Below are 16,397 nucleotides of genomic sequence, written 5' to 3'. Positions count from 1 at the left end.
ATGAAGCCGCTCTCCCTTCTGCCTCCCGACGCCGCGCGCGCCCTCGCCGGGGTGATCTTCGATCTCGACGACACCGTGCTGGATCACGGCGCCCTCACCGAGGCGGCGTACGCAGCGCTCTTCCGTCTACGCGAGACGGGGCTCGCGCTGATCGCCTGCACCGGCAGGCCCGCCGGCTGGGGCGAGGTGATCCAGCGGCAGTGGCCGATCGACGCGACGATCGTCGAAAACGGAGCCCTCGCGCTGGTCCGCGAGGAGGAAAGCGACGCCGCCGGCCATCGAGGAGGGCGCGCCCCGCGCGCCGGCGCGAGCCGCGTCGTCACGCTCGACGACCTGGACCGCGAGGCGCGGCGAGCCCGTCGAGCCGAGCTCATCGGGCTCGCCAATGACATGGTGCGTCGTTTTCCAGCGGCGGCGCTCGCGGACGACAACGACCTGAGAGTGACCGACGTTACCATCGACATCGGGGAGCACCGGCATGTCCCGCCGGAAGACGTGCAGAAGATGCGCGCCGAGCTGCGCGAGCGGGGGGTGAGGACGCTGGTGTCGAGCGTCCACCTCCACCTCACGCACGACCCGTCCGACAAGGCCACGGGGATTGTGCGCCTGCTCTCCGCTCGGTTCGGTGAGGATCCCACCCGGGCGCGGCACCGCTACGCGTTCGTCGGCGACAGCGGCAACGACGGCGTCGCCTTCGCCGCGTTCGTGCTGACCTTCGGGGTGGCCAACGTACGCGCCCACCTCGGTAAGCTGTCCGTACCGCCGCAGTTCGTGGCGTCCCTCCCCATGGGCCGCGGGTTCGCGGAGATCGCCCAGCAGATCGCCGAACTGCGGAAGAATGCACCCGAGCCGTGATCTTGCCGCGCGCAAGTCACTTCGCGCTGCGATCCGCCCCACACCTGATGCAGGTAACCTAGCCGCGGCGCGCACTGAAGGAATAGGATCGGTCTTTCGGGAGGGCCGTGCCTCCCAACCCTTTACAGGGGCGCGTGTTCTCGGGGACCATGACGTTGGTCCCTCGCCCGCCAGCGGCAGCAGATGGCGTTTCGACCCCCGACCCCCGGCCTCCTCGTCGACAACAAGTACCGCCTCGCGGAGCGCATCGGCGGGGGCGGCATGGGCGACGTGTTCCGGGCGGAGCACGTGCTCGCAGGTCGCGCCGTTGCGATCAAATTCCTCCACCCAGAGCTGGCGGACAACTCGGAGCTCTCCCACCGCTTCTTCCAGGAAGCGCAGGCGGTCAACCGGATCCGCCACCCGAACATCGTCGACGTGATCGACGCCGGCGTCGGCGAGCTCGGTCCGTACATCGTGATGGAGCACCTCGACGGCGAGTCGCTCGGCATGGCGCTCGCGCGCTTCGGTCGCCTCGACATGGAGGCCGCCGTCGGCGTCGCGATCCCGGTGCTCGAGGCGCTCGACGCCGCGCACCGCGCGGGGATCATCCACCGCGATCTCAAGCCCGAGAACATCTTCATCGCCTTCGATCCGAGCCGCGGCTCGGCCGTCGTCCGCCTGCTCGACTTCGGCATCGCCAAGGTGCTCGACTCCGATGGCCCCTCGCCGCGGACGCGCACGGGCGTCGTGTTCGGGACGCCCGACTATCTGTCGCCCGAGCAGGCCACGGGGGAGTCGCCGCTCGACGGTCGGAGCGATCTCTTCTCGGTGGGCGTGCTGCTCTACGAGGTGCTCACGGGCACGCGGCCGTTCCGCGCGCCGACCGCCGTGGCGACCGCGTTCCGCGTCGTGCACGCCGAGGTGCCCACGCTCGCCTCGGCGGGCGTGACCGTCGACCCGCGGCTCGAGGCGATCGTGCAGCGGCTCTTGCAAAAGGATCCCGCGAAGCGGTTCCAGACGGCCGGCGACGTCGTCCGCGAGCTCGAGCGCGTCGCGCCTGATCCGCCCCGGCGGACGACGGCGCTCGGCAGGCTGATCAACGTGCAGCGGCGGATGGCCCTGAGCCTGGGCAACGCTCCGGAGAACGAGCGCGACCGCCTGTCGTCCTCGCGCGATCGATCGCGCCCGGGGTTCGACGTGAGCCCCCCGCCGCCGATGCGCATCTCGCCGTCGATCGTGCCGAGCGGGCGCGTCACCGAGGCGCCGCCCGGGATGCGGCCGTCGTCCTCGGAGCCAGCGAAGCCCGCGCCCGGCGTGACGCTCTCGAACGCGCTGCGGAGCCGCGGCTCGGAGCCCACGATGCTCTCGCAGCGCGGCGAGTCGCTGCCCACGGTGCGCAGCGCCGACCTCGGGCACCGGGCCGAGCCGACCGTCCGCAGCGCGGACTTCGGCTCCTTGATGAACCGGACACGCGACACGCGGCGGCCCAACGTCACCCCGGTCCGGCCGCTGCCGGCGCGCTTCGCCGGGCAGTACCAGGTGCGCGGCCCCGTCCTGCGGAGCGTCGATCGCACCATCGTGGATGAGTACGGGAGGAGCGCGCGCGACGAGGTCGTCTCGCAGATGCCGCTCCGCTACGCCGACGACTTCAAGCACGACTCGATCAACGCGCTCGTCGGGTACGAGCTCGAGGCGCTCGACGCCTACATGGAGCTCGCGACATCGCTGGTCCTGCGCGATCTCGAGCGCTGGCGCGACATCGGCAGGCTCGGCGTGGGCGGCGAGCTGCACAGCCTCGTGCGCACGCTGTTCGCCCGCCCGCTGACCGACATCGCGTCGCTCATGCGCCGCGGGACCTCGATCTGGTCGCGGCTCTTCACGTTCGGCTCGTGGCGCGTGGCGACGGGCCCGACCGGGCGGGTCACGCTCCACATCGGCGACTTCGACCCTGCTTCGCTGCCGCTCCGGCTGTGGGTCGTGGGGATGGTCGAGGAGACAGCGCGCCGCGCGTCCGGCGGCGGCGTGAAGGTCACGATCACGCTCGGCGAGCTCGGCTTCACCTCCGAGCTCGCCTGCGAGATCAGCCTCTAGCTCCGCCCGCCCGAAGTCCGACCAGAGCTGGCCGGACTTCGGCGCCGCTCCGCGGCCGCGCCGCGCTGGCCGCACGAGGAGCGGCCGGCGCTCGGGGATGTGCCTTGGCGCGATGGCCGCGCGTCGCTGGAGGCGTCTCTCAGGAAGGCTTGCGCGCGCGATAGCACGCCTGACAGAACACGTCGCGGCCCTCGACCGGCTTGAACGGGACCTCGCCCTCGGAGCCGCACGACTTGCAGGTGATCGAGAACGTCGGACGAGTGCGCGGCGCGCGAGGCTGCTGCGCCGGGCCGCGGCTCGGCGCGGCAGCGCGGCGCTCACCGGCGAACGAGGGGGCGCGGTAGTTGCCGTCATCTCGGAAGGGCGCGCCGCCGCGCGGGCGGTTCGCGTAGTGGCTCGGCACCGCCCATGCGGGCGTCAGCCCCGAGTACGCGTCCTGCATCGGGCTGCGGTACTCGTTCACATCACCCGTGTAGCGAGGCTTCCGAGGCTGGCCGTCGGCGCGCGCCAGGCCGCGATGCCCCCCGGCACCCCGGGCCGGGCCAGGGCGCTGGCGCTCCGCTGCGCGAGCCGGCGATCCGCTCTCCCCTCGATTGTCCTTGCGCGCGCGGCGGCAAGTCCGGCACCGCTTGGGCGGGGCCGCGAGCTTCCGTTCGGCGTAGACGGCGGCTTCCGCAGCCGAGAATAGGAACGACGTGCCGCAGCTCGCGCAGACAATGTGCTCGTCTCGATGCTGTTCCATGATTCCTCTTTCGTCAGGCCGACGGGCCTCGCAGGCTCACGGGCTCGGGTGACTCGGGTAACTCGGATGACTCGGGTGACTGGAGCGCCCGGGAGCTGCCCCGCTGCGCTGGAGAAGCGCGATTTACGCGGGGTTCTACGTGATATCGGTGGGATCGCCCTCTTGATGGGGCACGGGAGTGCCTACGGTGACATGCTTGTCAGGGCGGTCAAGCGTGCCGCCTCCACGCAACGCCAGGATCGATCGCGCGGCGCGGAGCTTTGATTTCGAAGCTCCTCACGATACCATCCGCGCGACTTTCACGAGGAGGACAGCTCTTCCCGTGACGGACCACGAGCAGCATCCGCCCACGCCGCGCATCGCAACCAGTCGAAGCAATGAGCCATCCCTCCCTGCACCTCACCGCTCGTGACTTCGACGCGTACGCGGCCGAAAAAGCGACCTCGAAGGCCTACTCACGCCCCCGCCTCGAGGTGAAGCAGCGCGCGCTCGCCTGGGCGCGCGGCGTCGTCGCCCGGCTGGCCGAGCTCGGCATCTCCGTCGATGTCCATGGCTCGGACGAGCACCCGTCGATCCGCAACAAGCACCGGGCCGACTGCCAGTGGGTCTTCTTCTGGCGCGACCAGGCGGCGCGCGACGAGCTCGATCGCCTCCTCGACCGCGGCCGCTCGATCTCGGACGCGATCGACGACCCGAGCCCCTTCACGCGCCACGCGTTCCTCGCGCTGCGCATCTCGGAGAGCGAGGTGCAGGTGTGCTTCGCGGTCCACCCGGACGCGAAGGTGGACGTCGACAACCTCCGGGCGCGCCTCTCGGCGACCGAAGAGGCGACGGGCGCGCCAGCCTCGCCGCTCTCCGCCGAGCTGACGAGCGCGCTCCACGCGCTCCCGGAGCAGTTCTCGTTCGGCGCCGCCGGCGGCGATCGCGTGGCCTGCAGCGCGGCCACCTCGGACGCGATCGCCGAGATGCTCCGCCGCGCCGCCGACGGCCAGGTGCCGCTCTGGATCGGCTGGGCGGTCCCGCGCGAGACGGCGATCGAGCACGCCGACATCCTCGATGAGCAGCTCGAGGACGCGCTCGTCGCGCTCGCCCCGATCTACCGGCTCGTCGCGTGGTCGCGCGAGAACGACCGCATCGCGCTCGACCGCAAGCTCGAGGGCATCGAGCAGGAGCGGGCGCGCGCCCACGCCGAGATCGAGGCCGAGAACGAGCGGTGGCGCTCCGAGCAGGCCCGAGCGCGAGAGCGCTCGATGGAGCAGGCTCGAGCGCGCGGCGATGAGCGCGTCGAGGCCGCCCTGCCCGCCCGCCGGCCGACCCTGGCGACGCTGTTCAAGTCGCCGAACAACGCCGGCGCCGGAGCCGGCCGCGGCGGAGAGCCGCGGCCCTCGCTGAAGCGGGTCGGAGAGGGCAGCGCCCCGGCCCGGCGAGCGCCGCACGGCGAAGCGGAGCAGCAAGCGAAGGCCGAGGCTCCGCAGAAACCCTCGGCCGATCACGCGCCGCGAGCGCAGCGTGCTCCGTCCGGCGAGCCGGAAGCTGCCGCGAAGGTCGCGCCCGATCCCGCCAAGGGCGGCGTGCTGGAGAAGGGCAGCCGCGTCCGCGTGCGACGAGGCCCCTTCGGCGACAAGATCGGCGTGGTGAGCGAGCTCGATGGGCGCGGAGGCGCGCGCGTCCTGCTCGGCCTGCTCTCGACGAGGCTCGAGCTCGACGATCTCGAGCTCGTGGTCGACGGAAGAGATCGGCCCGCGCTCTCGACGTCGCACCGCAAGCCGCTCGCGCCGACGCCGCGCAAGGCGCGCTGAGCGTCGCCGCGCGGCCCCCCCACGCAATGGTCAAGCGCGATCCCTCAACCTATCCTGTCGGCCTCGGCGCACAGTTCCGCCACAAGCTTCCGCTCTACCTGACGGGCGCGGCGCTGCTCGCCGCGCAGCAGTTCCTCATGGCCAGGCGAGATTTCCTGGTCAAGGACGCCGTCGACGCCGCCGTGAAGGCGCAGTCGAGCGAGGCCGCGCACGCGGCGCTCCTCATGCTCGCGGTCAGCGTGGGCGCCGCGATCATGCGCGTGTTCTCGCGGGTCACCATCTTCACGGCGGGCCGCAACGTCGAGTACGAGCTCCGGGCGATCCTGCTCGCGCGCCTGCACAAGCTCGGGCCGGCGTTCTTCCGCAAGATGCCGACCGGCGACATCATGAGCCGGGCGACGAACGATCTGACGCAGGTCCGCCTCCTCCTCGGCTTCGGCCTGCTGAACGTCGTGGGCTCGCTCTTCGCGTTCACGAGCGCCCTGTACGTGATGCTCCACATCTCGAAGAAGCTCACGCTCGCGGCGCTCCTGACGATGCCCGCGCTGATGCTGGTCACCCGGTCGTTCTCGACCAAGCTCTTCGTCCGCACCCGCGACAACCAGGAGGCGATCGGCGCCATGAGCGACCGCGTCCTCGCGAGCCTCGCCGGGGTCAGGGTCGTCCGCTCGTTCGCGCTCGAGGCGTCCGAGATGGCCGCGTTCACGAGCACGAACCAGGGCTACCTCGAGAAGAGCCTCGCGCTCGCCAAGCTGCGCGGATCCATGGCGCCGCTCATGGGGGCCATCAGCTCCGTCGGCGTGCTCATCGTCTTCTGGTACGGCGGGCGGCTCGTGCTGGAGCAGCAGATGACCCGGGGAGACTTCGTCTCGTTCTGGCTGGCGCTCTTGCGGCTCACCTGGCCGATGCTCGCCCTCGGCTTCGTCGCCGCCATCGTCCAGCGCGGTCGCGCCGGCTACGACCGGCTCAGGGCGATCTTCGAGGCCATCCCCGAGGTCGTGAGCGGCCCGATGCCCTCCCCCGAGGTCGTCCGCGGCGCCATCTCCGTCAAGGACCTGACGTTCTCCCACGGCGCGAGGAAGGTGGTCGACGGCGTGAGCTTCGAGGTCGAAGCGGGCAGCTCGCTCGCCATCGTCGGGCGCACCGGCTCGGGCAAGAGCACCATCGCCACGCTGCTCGCCAGGCTCATGCCCACGCCCCGCGGCTCTGTGCTCCTCGACGGCGTCGACATCTGCGACCTGCCGCTCGACACCGTGCGCGCGAGCATCGGCTACGCGCAGCAGGACGCGTTCCTCTTCTCGACGACCGTGGCCCGCAACATCGGCTACTCCCTCGACGATCCGGATTCGCCGGCCGCGTTCGAGACGATCCGCGCGGCCGCCGCGGAGGCCGAGGTGCTGAACGAGGTGCTCTCGCTCCCCGACGGCTTCGATACCGTGGTCGGGGAGCGTGGCGTGCAGCTGTCCGGCGGGCAGCGCCAGCGCGTCGCGCTCGCGCGCGCGCTCGTGCGCGAGCCGAACGTCCTCGTCCTCGACGATCCGCTCTCCGCGGTCGACGCGAAGACCGAGCAGGCCATCCTCGCGGCGATCGAGCGGCAGGCCGCGCGACGGACCGTCATCCTGATCACCCACAGGGTCGCGGCCGCGCGGCGGTGTGACGCGATCGTCGTGCTGGAGCAGGGTCGGGTCGTCGAGCGCGGCACGCACGACGAGCTCGTCCGCGCGGGCGGGATCTACGCGTCGTTCGCCGAGGAGCAGCAGCTCGAAGAGGATCTCGCGACCTTCGAGGCGTCGCCGTCCTCGCAACCGGTGGGGCTCTCGTGACACAGCCGGCTCACGGAGACAGCGCGACGATGCGGTCGAAATCGGGCGGCGCCTCGGCCGCGGGCGAGGCGGGCGCGGGCCCGCGGCGGCCGGCGCAGGCGGCGACGGCCAAGGGCCGCGGGGCGACGAAGGCGAGCCGCACGGAGGACGTGCTGAGCCGGTTCCACGAGGAGTCACGGCTCGGCGAGGCGTACGACGCGCGCATGCTGCTGAGGCTGTGGCCGTTCGTGCGCCCGCAGGGCACGCACCTCGCGCTGTCGCTCGCGCTGCTCGTCGTCACGGCGCTGCTGGCGCTGCTGCGCCCGCTCATCATGCGCGACGCGCTCGACGCCTTCGACACGCCCGGCGGGCTCGATCACCTCACGCGCTGCGGCCTGCTGCTCACGGGCGTCATGGTCCTGGAGCAGTCGCTCGCCTTCCCGCAGCTCTACCTGATGCAGCTCGCCGGCGCGCGCGCGATGGCCGACCTGCGCGTGCGCGTCTTCGGCTTCTTGCACACCCGCCGCCTCGGGTTCTTCGATCGCACGCCCGTCGGCCGGCTCGTCACGCGCGTGACGAACGACGTGGACGCGATCGGCGAGATGTTCGCGTCCGGCGCGCTCAACGCGTTCGGCGATCTCCTCCGGCTCGCCGTCATCGTCGCGGTGATGGTGTCGCTCGACTGGCGCATGTCGTTGCTCGCCTTCGCGGCGGTCCCCCCGGTCGCCCTCGGCGTCAACTGGACGCGGCGGCGGATGCGCGACGCGTTCCGCGAGGTGCGGGCGAAGACGGCCCGGATGAACGCCTACCTCAACGAGCAGGTGTCCGGGATGGCCGTCGTGCAGGCCTACGCCAGGGAGGAGCGCTCGGCCGAGGAGTTCGACGAGATCAACGCGGCGTACCGCAACGCGAACAACCGCTCGATCGTGCTCGACGCGACGCTCGACGCCGCCATCGAGATGGTCTCGAGCGTCTGCATCGCCGCGGTGCTCTGGTACGCCGGCGTGAACAGCCTGAAGGACGAGATCTCGTTCGGGACCTTGTTCGCCTTCGTCGCCTACATCGACATGTTCTTCGTCCCGATCCGCGATCTCTCGGCTCGGTACACGCTGCTGCAGTCCGCGATGGCCGGCGCGGAGCGCGTCTTCGAGCTGCTCGACAACAAGGACGAGGACGCGACGGCGGCGGCGACGAGCGGCGGCGACGTGGCGAAGGCGACGGACGAGGGCGTCGCGTTCGAGCTCGACAACGTCGGCTTCGGCTACAAGCCGGGCGTGCCCGTGCTGCGGCACGTGTCGATCGCGGCGAGGCGCGGCGAGAAGGTCGCGCTGGTCGGCGCGACCGGCGCCGGCAAGAGCACCGTGGCGTCGCTGCTGCTCCGCCTCTACGACGTCGATGAGGGCGTCGTGCGGGTCTTCGGCCGCGACGTCGGCGCGTACCCTCGCGACGAGCTGCGCCGCCAGTTCGCCGTCGTCCCTCAGGACGTGTTCCTGTTCCCGGGCACGGTGCTCACCAACATCGCGGCCGGCGACGCGATCCCCGATCGGGCCAAGGTGGTGAACGCGCTGAACCGCATCGGCGCCCTCGACCTCTTCGAGCGGCGCGAGGGCGGGCTCGACGCCCCCGTGCTCGAGCGCGGCAGCAACTTCAGCGCTGGCGAGCGCCAGCTGATCGCCTTCGCCCGGGCCCTCTACCGCGACCCGCCGCTCCTCATCCTGGACGAGGCCACGGCCAACGTCGACAGCGACACCGAGGCGCGCCTCCAGCGCGCCCTCGAGGGAGCCATGGAGGGGCGCACCGCGTTGATCATCGCGCACCGCCTCTCGACGATCCGCGCCGTCGATCGCATCGTCGTCTTCCACAAGGGCTGCGTCGTCGAGCAGGGCACGCACGAGGACCTGCTCGCCGCGGACGGCGTCTACAGCAAGCTCTACCGGCTGCAGTTCGCCCGGCAGGCGGCGGCGCACGCCTAGGAGCGCGGGCCCTAGGGCTCCGCGCTCCCTCCGCCGGGATCGGCGCCGTCGCCGAAGCACCTGCCGACGACGGTGCCCCCGGCGGCTCCCATCCCATCGCCGTCGGCGCCGGCCCCGCCTCCCGCGGCGCCGGTCGCGCCGTCATCGGCGCCGATCGCGCCCCCGGCGACCACCCGCAGCCAGTACTCGGAGCAGCTGCCGTTGACGACGATCAGGTGCTGGTCGTCCACGCAGGGCACCTCGGCCTGGTTGCCAGCCGCCTGCGCCAGCGTCCCGCCGCTCTTCGTCCCGTCGCGCTCGAACGACAGGTACAGCTGCCACCACCGCGGGCGCGCGCCGAGGTGATGCTTGAGCGCGTACCGCATGCCGCCCGGGAAGTAGAGGAGCTCCCCGTCCGGCGCCGAGGTCTCGTAGATGCCCCCCTCCGGTGTGGCCTCGACGAACTCGATCGGCGGGTTCGCTTCCTCGGACCGGTCGCACCTGTTCGGCGAGCACCCCGCCGCGAACGCCGCCGACGCGCACGCCGCCCAGGCGGCGGCCCACCTCAAGCGCTGCGCGGCGCTCCCGCCTGCGCCCTGGCTCCGCATCGCTCAGCCGAGCCAGCGCGCGGCGTCGAGCGCGTGGTAGGTGAGGATGAAGTCCGCCCCGGCGCGCCGGATCGACGTCAGCAGCTCGAGAACGGCGCGCTTCTCGTCGATCATTCCGCGCTCCGCGGCCGCCTTGATCATCGCGTACTCGCCGCTGACGTTGTACGCGCCGAGCGGCAGCGTCGTCACCTCGCGCACGCGCGCGATGACGTCGAGGTACGCGAGCGCGGGCTTGACCATGAGCATGTCGGCCCCCTCTTCCTCGTCGAGCGCCGCCTCGCGCAGGCCTTCGCGGGCGTTCCCGGGGTCCATCTGGTAGCCCGCCCGGTCGCCGAACTTGGGCGCGCAGTCGGCCGCCTCGCGGAACGGCCCGTAAAAGCCGGACGCGTACTTCACGGCGTAGGAGAGGATCGCCGTCCCCGTCAGCGACTCGGCGTCGAGGGCGCGCCGGATCGCGGCGACCCGGCCGTCCATCATGTCGCTCGGCGCGACCACGTCGGCCCCCGCCCTGGCGTGGACCACCGCCGCCCGCGCGAGCACCTCCAGCGTCGCGTCGTTGTCGACGTCCACCGCCCCGGACGCGTCCTGCCGGAGCAGGCCGCAGTGGCCGTGATCGGTGTACTCGTCCACGCACACGTCGGTGATCACGAGCAGCTCCGGCACGGCCTCCTTCATCGCCTTCACGGCGCGCGGCACGGGCCCGTCCGGGTCGTAAGCGCTCGTGCCCGACGCATCCTTGGTGCGCGGGAGCCCGAACAGGATCGTCCCGCCGATGCCGAGCTCCTTGCAGAGCCGCGCCTGCGCTGCCGCGGCGCTCACGGGCAGCTGCGAGACGCCCGGCATCGTCCCGACCGGCCGAGGCGCGTCGAGCGCCTCGTTGAAGAAGAGGGGGAGGATGAAATCTCCCGGATGGAGGGTTGTCTCGCGCACCAGGGCGCGGAGGGCGGGCGAACGACGGAGCCGGCGCGGTCTCTTCGTGGGGAACACGGCGGCGGAGCATAGCAGCCCTGCGCCCGCGTGAGCCGCTCCGGTCCAGAGGAGCGCGCGATCCGTGGATCGCCTGGGCGCTGCGAATCGGTTAGTGTTCGCAGTGTTCGCAGCGTTCGCCCGAAACCGCCAGCATGAGAACGGCCCTCCACTTCCCGTTTTCCGGCCGCGCTCGCCCCGCCGCGCGCGCAGCTCGCGCCGGGCGCGGTCCGCGCGCGCAGCCATCGCTCAGCGGTGAGCCGCTCCAGAGCGCGCGGCCGAGCGCGCCGCCGGGCCGGGGCGCGGCGTCCTCGGCTGGGGCGTCTGCTGGGACGACAGGGGAAGCGTGTCGTCGTCGTCATCCGCTGCCGAGCCCTCCGCCGGCGTCGCCGTGGCGGCGACCGTGACCGTCGCAATGTCGGACAGCGGGCACCACACGGTCCATGCCTCATTGCGGACGAAGCTATCGAGGGGGACCACTCCGCTCTCGATGCCGCGCGCGAGCTGTTCGAGCTTGACCGGCCCGACCGAGCGCTCCCCGTTGGTGACGTACCATCGGTCCGGAAAGCCGCGCTCCGAGCTCAGCAGCTCTTCGACCAGTTTCACCGATCTCATCGAATGGACTCCAGAAACCGCCGGACGTTGAATCGACCGGATGCGATTCTAATCCCATAACGCACCGGGTCAACATCACCGCAGAATCGCTATGACAATCAACGTCTGCCATGCATGAACGAGAGAATGACGGGAGTTTGACTGTGTTTCCGAGGCGTAACGATCCTTCCGAGGAGGGCCCCGGCGCGGCGGCCGCGGGGGCAATGAACGACGGAGCGCCTGGCGCGGCCAGGCCAGGCGTCGTGTACCTGGTCGGCGCCGGCCCGGGGGATCCGGGGCTCCTCACGTTGCGCGGCGCAGAGCTCCTCGCCACGGCCGACGTCGTCCTGCACGACGAGCTCGTCCACCCCGCGCTGCTCGACCGCGTGCGGGAGGGCGCCGACGTGCGCTCGGTCGGCAAGCGCGGCGGCGATCGGGTGGTGAAGGACGCGAAGCAGGCGGAGATCGACGCGGAGCTCGTCGCGCTCGGCCTCGCGGGCCGCAGCGTCGTTCGCTTGAAGGGCGGCGATCCGTTCCTCTTCGGGCGTGGCTCGGAGGAGGCGGAGGCGCTCGCGCGGGCCGGGGTGCCGTTCGAGGTGGTGCCAGGCGTCTGCTCTCCGCTCGGCGCGACGGCCTACGCCGGCATCTCGCTGACGCACCGGCACATCGCCTCCAGCGTGATGATCGTCAGCGGCGTCACCCGGGCCGGCAGATCCTTCGACTGGAGCGAGCTCGCCTCCGTCCGCGGGACCATCTGCGTCCTGATGGGCATGCAGGCCCTCGACGCGGTAATCGCGGGGCTGATGGGGCCGGGGCGCCGCGATCCCGCCACGCCGGCGGCGGCGATCCAGTGGGGGACGCGGGCCGACCAGCGCGTCGTCTCCAGCCGCCTCGACGACCTGCATCGCCGCGTGAAGGAGGCAGGGATCGAGAGCCCCGCGGTCATCGTCGTCGGCGCCGTCACCGGCCTGCGCGACACGCTCCGCTGGTTCGATCGGAAGCCGCTCTTCGGCAAGCGCGTGCTCGTGACCCGGCCGCGCCACCAGGCGCGCTCGACGTCGAGGCTCGTGCGCCTCCGCGGCGGCGAGGCGGTGGAGCTCCCGACCATCGAGATCCACCCGCCCCCCGACCCCGCGCGCGTCACCGAGGCTGTCCGCGGCCTCTCCGGTTACCACGCCGTCGTCTTCACGAGCGAGAACGGGGTGGCCTGCTTCTTCAAGGAGATGGATCGGCTCGGCCTGGACGCGCGCGCCTTCGGCCCTGCGCGCCTCGCCGCGATCGGCGTCGGGACCGCCGCCGCGCTCGCCGCGCGCGGCGTCCGCGCCGACATCGTCCCGCGGGAATTCCGCGGCGAGGAGCTCGCGGAGGCCATCCTCGCCGACCCCGCGCTGGCCGTACGCCGGGCCGCGTCCCCTCGAGTCCGCGTGCTCCTCGCGCGCGCGCTGGTCGCCCGCGAGGTGCTCCCCGAGCGCCTCCGCGCCGCCGGTTGCGAGGTCGATGTCGTGCCTGTCTACGAGACCCGCCCTGCGTCGGCCGGCCGCCGCGAAGAGCTGCTCCGGGCGCTCTCGGCGGGCGCGATCGACGTCGTGCTGCTCACCTCGAGCAGCACCGTCGACAGCCTCTGCGATCTCCTCGGCGAGGGCGCCGCAGCGCGCCTCGAGCGCGTGCTCCTCGCGAGCATCGGGCCGATCACGACCGCGACCGCCGAGAAGCGGGGGCTCCGGATCGGCGTGACCGCCGAGGTGAGCACCACAGCAGGTCTCCTGGACGCGCTGGATCGACATTTCACTGCATTGCAAGCTGCCCCTGAGGGCGCCGGGAGCGAATGAGCTGGTCGCACGATGTGCGGCGGCCGGGGCAGCTGCGGAAATAAAGAGAGCGTCGCAGCGGACCTGGGGGGGGAAGGTCTCCGCCGCGACGCTCGATTCGAGGGGAGAGCAGGGCGCGTGCCTGCGACTTCTTCAAGTCGATTCAGGTACTTAGGGCGTCCCAGCGGGAGTCCCCTTGCGCTGCTGCGCCGCCACAGCGACAGAGATGCAAGGACACTCCTGACTCAGCATGACCGTCGGACATCGACAGCGGCCTTCCCCGGGCCGGAGCAGGCGTACAGCGTCACAGCCGGACAGCGCTGGTGAGATGAGCGCGCTCCGGGGCCGTTCGGCTCACTCGAACGTCGCTCGCACCACGAGGAACTTGTTGTTGAGCTCGATGGAAGTGAGCTTCTCGAAGATGCGAGGGCTGCCGAGCTCGTTCGACAAGGAGCCCGTGCGTCCGTGCTCGGTGACGAAGTAGAAGGTCTTCACGCCCTTCTTCTTCTGCTCGTTGATGTAATCCTGGAACTTCTTTCCGCTCGACACGAAGGCCGCCAGCCGGTTGCCGGCATAGAAGTTCTCGCCCTTCCAGTTCAGCTGGTAAGCGACGAGCGGCCCCGGGATCTGCTGATTCGCGCGCACGTAGGCGAGCAACGTCTCGCGTTGCCCCCAGTGAGGCGACGTCCGCACGAAGTACACGTCGATGCCCCACGCCGTGAACACGACGGCGAGCGACAGGAGCGCGTAGACGACGTGGCGTCGCCAGCGCGCGACCATCAGCAGCAAGCACAGGGCAGCCGCGGCGGCGGTGAAGGCCCACAGGGCCGCGGAGAAGTCGAGCGACTGCGGCCAGGGGCGCTTGTAATTGTACGTGAACAGGTGCAGCAGCCTGGCCTGGCTCGGCTGTCCCTCGCGCACCATCGCGAGATCGCGCCCGACGAGGAACACGAGGAGCGCAGCGCCGAGCGCGACGGCGCCGAGCATCGCGCGCTCATAGCTGGCGACCGCGGCGGACCGCGCCGGCGAGGAGGCGCCGATCGAGCGGCGCGCGAGCCCTCCCGCGCGGCCATCGAGGCGCAGCATGTCGTCGAGCAGGATCCCCGTGAGCATCGCCGCCGGCGGGACGGCCGGCAGGATGTAGTGATGGAACTTCGTCAGCATCAGCGAGAACAGCGCGAAGCCGAAGAGGAACCACATCGCCAGGAACACCGAGGCGTCGCCCTGGCGGACGTCGGCCGAGCCGCGCTCCCCCGGCGCCGCCCCCTCGCGCCGCCTGAGCCACCACACGAGCGACGCGGGCACGAGCCCCGTCCACGGGAACATCGCGTAGCCGAGCTGCCACACGTAATAGCGGAAGCTCACGTCGTCGCCCTCGTTCGTGTCGTGGACGTGGGTGAAGGCGCGCTTGAACATGTCGTGGAACAGGAGCCTGTCGGTGAACGGCTGGCCGTGACGCGCGTACATCGCGACGAACCAGGGCAACGCGACGCACGCGAGCACGAGCAGCCCGACGGGGATCTCCATCTTGAGCACGTCGCGGTACCGGCGGGAGACGACGACGTAGCCGAGCGCGCAGAGCACCGGGAGCCCGAAGCCCGCCGGCCCCTTGGCCATCGTGGAGAGGGCGGCGAAGAACCAGGCCGAGAGGAAGAGGAGCCGCTGGACGCGCCGCTCGCCCCAGCTGGCGTACAGGACGATCCCGAGCGTCTGCGCCCAGACGAGCGCCTGCAGCGCGGGCTGAAGGCCGGGGAGCACGGGCAGCACCGACCGGCAGGCCTCGTTGCCGGGCAGGCCGCAGTTGCCCGGTGAGCCCGAGCTGAAGACGTCGCCGCGGAAGTGGAGGCCGAAGGGCGAGAGGCCGATCTCGACGTGACGCGAGAGCAGGTAGAGGATCTGCGGCAGCGCGCAGGCGAGGATCGCCCCCAGCACGAGGTGATAGGCCGAGAGGCCCACCTTGAGCGGGCCGAGATCCACCTCGTAGACGCGCGCCTCCTCCGCGTCGTCGGTGTGGATGCCGAGCAGGAGGAGCGCCATCGCCGCGGCCATCGTCGCGACGAACGGCATGTCGGTCATGGTCTGGTGGGAGACCAGGAACCACTGCGGCATCGTGGCGAGGACGAGCCCCGCGAGCAGCCCCGCGCGGCGGCTGAAGATCCGCGAGACGGCCTTGTAGAGGAGATAGACGGCGATGAGCGTCAGCGCGAAGACGGGGAGCCTGACGGCCCACTCGGGCCACGGGGCGCGCCCCTCGGCGGCCGCCGAGAGCATCTCGCCCGAGCGGTAGCGGACGCCGAACGCGGCCATCGCGAGCGCCTGCATCCAGAAGTCGAGCACCGGCTTCGACCAGAACCAGCCGTCCTGCGCCCACCAGAGCGAGATCCAGTCGTTCCTGGCCAGGATCTCGCGCGCGACCTCGCCGTAGTGCGTCTCCCAGGGATCGGTGAGCGAGTGGCTCCCGAGCATGGGCAGGTAGAGCAGCGTGACGACGGCGACGAGCCAGAAGCCGTGCCGCCGGCCGAGGGGGCGCGGAGCTCCCGCCTCGTCGACGCGGCAGGGGCCGAGGCGCTCGCCGAACCGGAACGCGCCGATGACCGCGGTGAGAAACGCGGCAGGGACGGCGACGGCGGGCACCGCCAGCGAGAGCAGCGTCGGCGCGCCGTCCGACGAGGGGGGGCTCGGCGAGAAGAAGCCCGCGACGCTCAGCGTGATCAGGACGAACAGCGCGACGAGCCCGCCCCCGAGCAGCGCGAGCGGGCCGAGGAGGTCGCGGATCCCGACGCGCGTGGCCACGCGCTCGGGGGGATCGTCGAACGTGCCGAGCAGATCGAGCAGACCGATCGCCGCGATGGCGACGCCGAGCGCGCCGATCGGGACACCCCAGCGCAGCTGAGGCGCGAGCGCCATCACGACGAACGTGAGGAGGGCGCCCGCGGCGGACACGGCAGCGCCACGCCAGCGGAGCGGGTTGCCCTGCGGCACGAGGCGAGCCTCCTCAGCGTCGGCCGCGGCCCCGACCATGCCGTCGCTCTCTGCCAGCCCGTCGCCAGCGGAAGGCGCGCGTGGCTCAGGAGCGCTCGGGCTCTCCAGATCGCCCGCGGCCGTCCCGTCGCGGGCGTCCGCGGGCGCACCGCTGCATTTGTCGTGTGTGTCGTTCATGGCTGCGCCAAGCACGGAACGAGGCGCGGCCCTGGCGTA

The 16,397-nt window shown here is 71.7% G+C and carries 11 protein-coding genes and 1 pseudogene; 6 read left to right on the top strand and 6 right to left on the bottom strand.

Annotation, left to right across the window (positions count from 1 at the left end; all coding sequences use genetic code 11):
- Positions 1–855 (top strand): HAD family hydrolase, encoded by an 855-nt coding sequence (locus tag WMF34_RS00120; RefSeq protein ID WP_437992012.1) that lies wholly within the window; start codon positions 1–3, stop codon positions 853–855.
- A 183-nt stretch (positions 856–1,038) separates the two neighbouring features.
- On the top strand, positions 1,039–2,928 hold the full coding sequence (locus WMF34_RS00115; RefSeq protein ID WP_012232656.1) for a serine/threonine-protein kinase: 1,890 nt from the start codon (positions 1,039–1,041) through the stop codon (positions 2,926–2,928).
- A 139-nt stretch (positions 2,929–3,067) separates the two neighbouring features.
- On the opposite strand, the gene WMF34_RS00110 is transcribed toward WMF34_RS00115, so the two are convergent.
- A complete protein-coding gene (locus WMF34_RS00110; protein WP_231865107.1) occupies positions 3,068–3,391 on the bottom strand; it encodes a CxxC-x17-CxxC domain-containing protein in 324 nt (107 codons plus the stop codon).
- A gap of 138 nt (positions 3,392–3,529) precedes the next feature.
- Positions 3,530–3,670, bottom strand: a pseudogene (locus WMF34_RS00105) (zinc-ribbon domain containing protein); the annotation flags it as partial.
- Between the two features lie 377 nt (positions 3,671–4,047).
- Between WMF34_RS00105 and WMF34_RS00100 the strand changes: the two are divergent.
- The 3 genes from WMF34_RS00100 to WMF34_RS00090 are packed head-to-tail and all read left to right on the top strand — an operon-like array spanning position 4,048 to position 9,244.
- On the top strand, positions 4,048–5,469 hold the full coding sequence (locus WMF34_RS00100) for a transcription termination/antitermination protein NusG (RefSeq protein ID WP_012232654.1): 1,422 nt from the start codon (positions 4,048–4,050) through the stop codon (positions 5,467–5,469).
- Positions 5,470–5,495: 26 nt separating this feature from the next.
- A complete protein-coding gene (locus WMF34_RS00095; RefSeq protein ID WP_012232653.1) occupies positions 5,496–7,292 on the top strand; it encodes an ABC transporter ATP-binding protein in 1,797 nt (598 codons plus the stop codon).
- Between the two features lie 29 nt (positions 7,293–7,321).
- The gene (locus WMF34_RS00090; protein WP_437992011.1) at positions 7,322–9,244 is read left to right on the top strand and encodes an ABC transporter ATP-binding protein; all 1,923 of its coding nucleotides are present in this window, start codon (positions 7,322–7,324) and stop codon (positions 9,242–9,244) included.
- A gap of 11 nt (positions 9,245–9,255) precedes the next feature.
- Here WMF34_RS00090 and WMF34_RS00085 read toward each other — a convergent pair whose 3' ends face one another.
- From WMF34_RS00085 to WMF34_RS00075, 3 genes are all read right to left on the bottom strand, one after another.
- Positions 9,256–9,831, bottom strand: coding sequence for a hypothetical protein (locus WMF34_RS00085; protein ID WP_437992010.1), 576 nt, complete (start codon positions 9,829–9,831; stop codon positions 9,256–9,258).
- Positions 9,832–9,834: 3 nt separating this feature from the next.
- Positions 9,835–10,818, bottom strand: a complete 984-nt coding sequence (gene hemB, locus WMF34_RS00080) for a porphobilinogen synthase (protein WP_044963547.1) — start codon at positions 10,816–10,818, stop codon at positions 9,835–9,837.
- Positions 10,819–11,046: 228 nt separating this feature from the next.
- Positions 11,047–11,412: a DUF4339 domain-containing protein gene (locus tag WMF34_RS00075; RefSeq protein ID WP_437992009.1), complete on the bottom strand. Its 366-nt coding sequence runs from the start codon at positions 11,410–11,412 to the stop codon at positions 11,047–11,049.
- A 203-nt stretch (positions 11,413–11,615) separates the two neighbouring features.
- Between WMF34_RS00075 and cobA the strand changes: the two genes are divergently transcribed.
- Entirely contained in the window at positions 11,616–13,220 is a 1,605-nt protein-coding gene (gene cobA / locus WMF34_RS00070; RefSeq protein ID WP_437992008.1) for a uroporphyrinogen-III C-methyltransferase, read from the top strand.
- Positions 13,221–13,553: 333 nt separating this feature from the next.
- On the opposite strand, the gene WMF34_RS00065 is transcribed toward cobA, so the two are convergent.
- A complete protein-coding gene (locus WMF34_RS00065) occupies positions 13,554–16,358 on the bottom strand; it encodes an ArnT family glycosyltransferase (RefSeq protein WP_437992007.1) in 2,805 nt (934 codons plus the stop codon).
- Positions 16,359–16,397 lie beyond the last annotated feature (39 nt).

Origin of the sequence: Sorangium sp. So ce145, from assembly GCF_051525985.1 — a bacterium.
Classification (GTDB): Bacteria; Myxococcota_A; Polyangia; order Polyangiales; family Polyangiaceae; genus Sorangium; species Sorangium cellulosum_B.
The sequence above is the reverse complement of the archived record's forward strand: the minus strand, read 5'-3'. Positions and strand labels throughout refer to the sequence as shown.

Bases quoted from the DNA above. Each gene is read 5' to 3' on its own strand.
- WMF34_RS00120 (WP_437992012.1), top strand. From the start codon at position 1: ATGAAGCCGCTCTCCCTTCTGCCTCCCGACGCCGCGCGCGCCCTCGCC.
- WMF34_RS00115 (WP_012232656.1), top strand. From the start codon at position 1,039: ATGGCGTTTCGACCCCCGACCCCCGGCCTCCTCGTCGACAACAAGTAC.
- WMF34_RS00100 (WP_012232654.1), top strand. From the start codon at position 4,048: ATGAGCCATCCCTCCCTGCACCTCACCGCTCGTGACTTCGACGCGTAC.
- WMF34_RS00095 (WP_012232653.1), top strand. From the start codon at position 5,496: ATGGTCAAGCGCGATCCCTCAACCTATCCTGTCGGCCTCGGCGCACAG.
- WMF34_RS00090 (WP_437992011.1), top strand. From the start codon at position 7,322: ATGCGGTCGAAATCGGGCGGCGCCTCGGCCGCGGGCGAGGCGGGCGCG.
- WMF34_RS00085 (WP_437992010.1), bottom strand. From the start codon at position 9,831: ATGCGGAGCCAGGGCGCAGGCGGGAGCGCCGCGCAGCGCTTGAGGTGG.
- WMF34_RS00075 (WP_437992009.1), bottom strand. From the start codon at position 11,412: ATGAGATCGGTGAAACTGGTCGAAGAGCTGCTGAGCTCGGAGCGCGGC.
- cobA (WP_437992008.1), top strand. From the start codon at position 11,616: ATGAACGACGGAGCGCCTGGCGCGGCCAGGCCAGGCGTCGTGTACCTG.
- WMF34_RS00065 (WP_437992007.1), bottom strand. From the start codon at position 16,358: ATGAACGACACACACGACAAATGCAGCGGTGCGCCCGCGGACGCCCGC.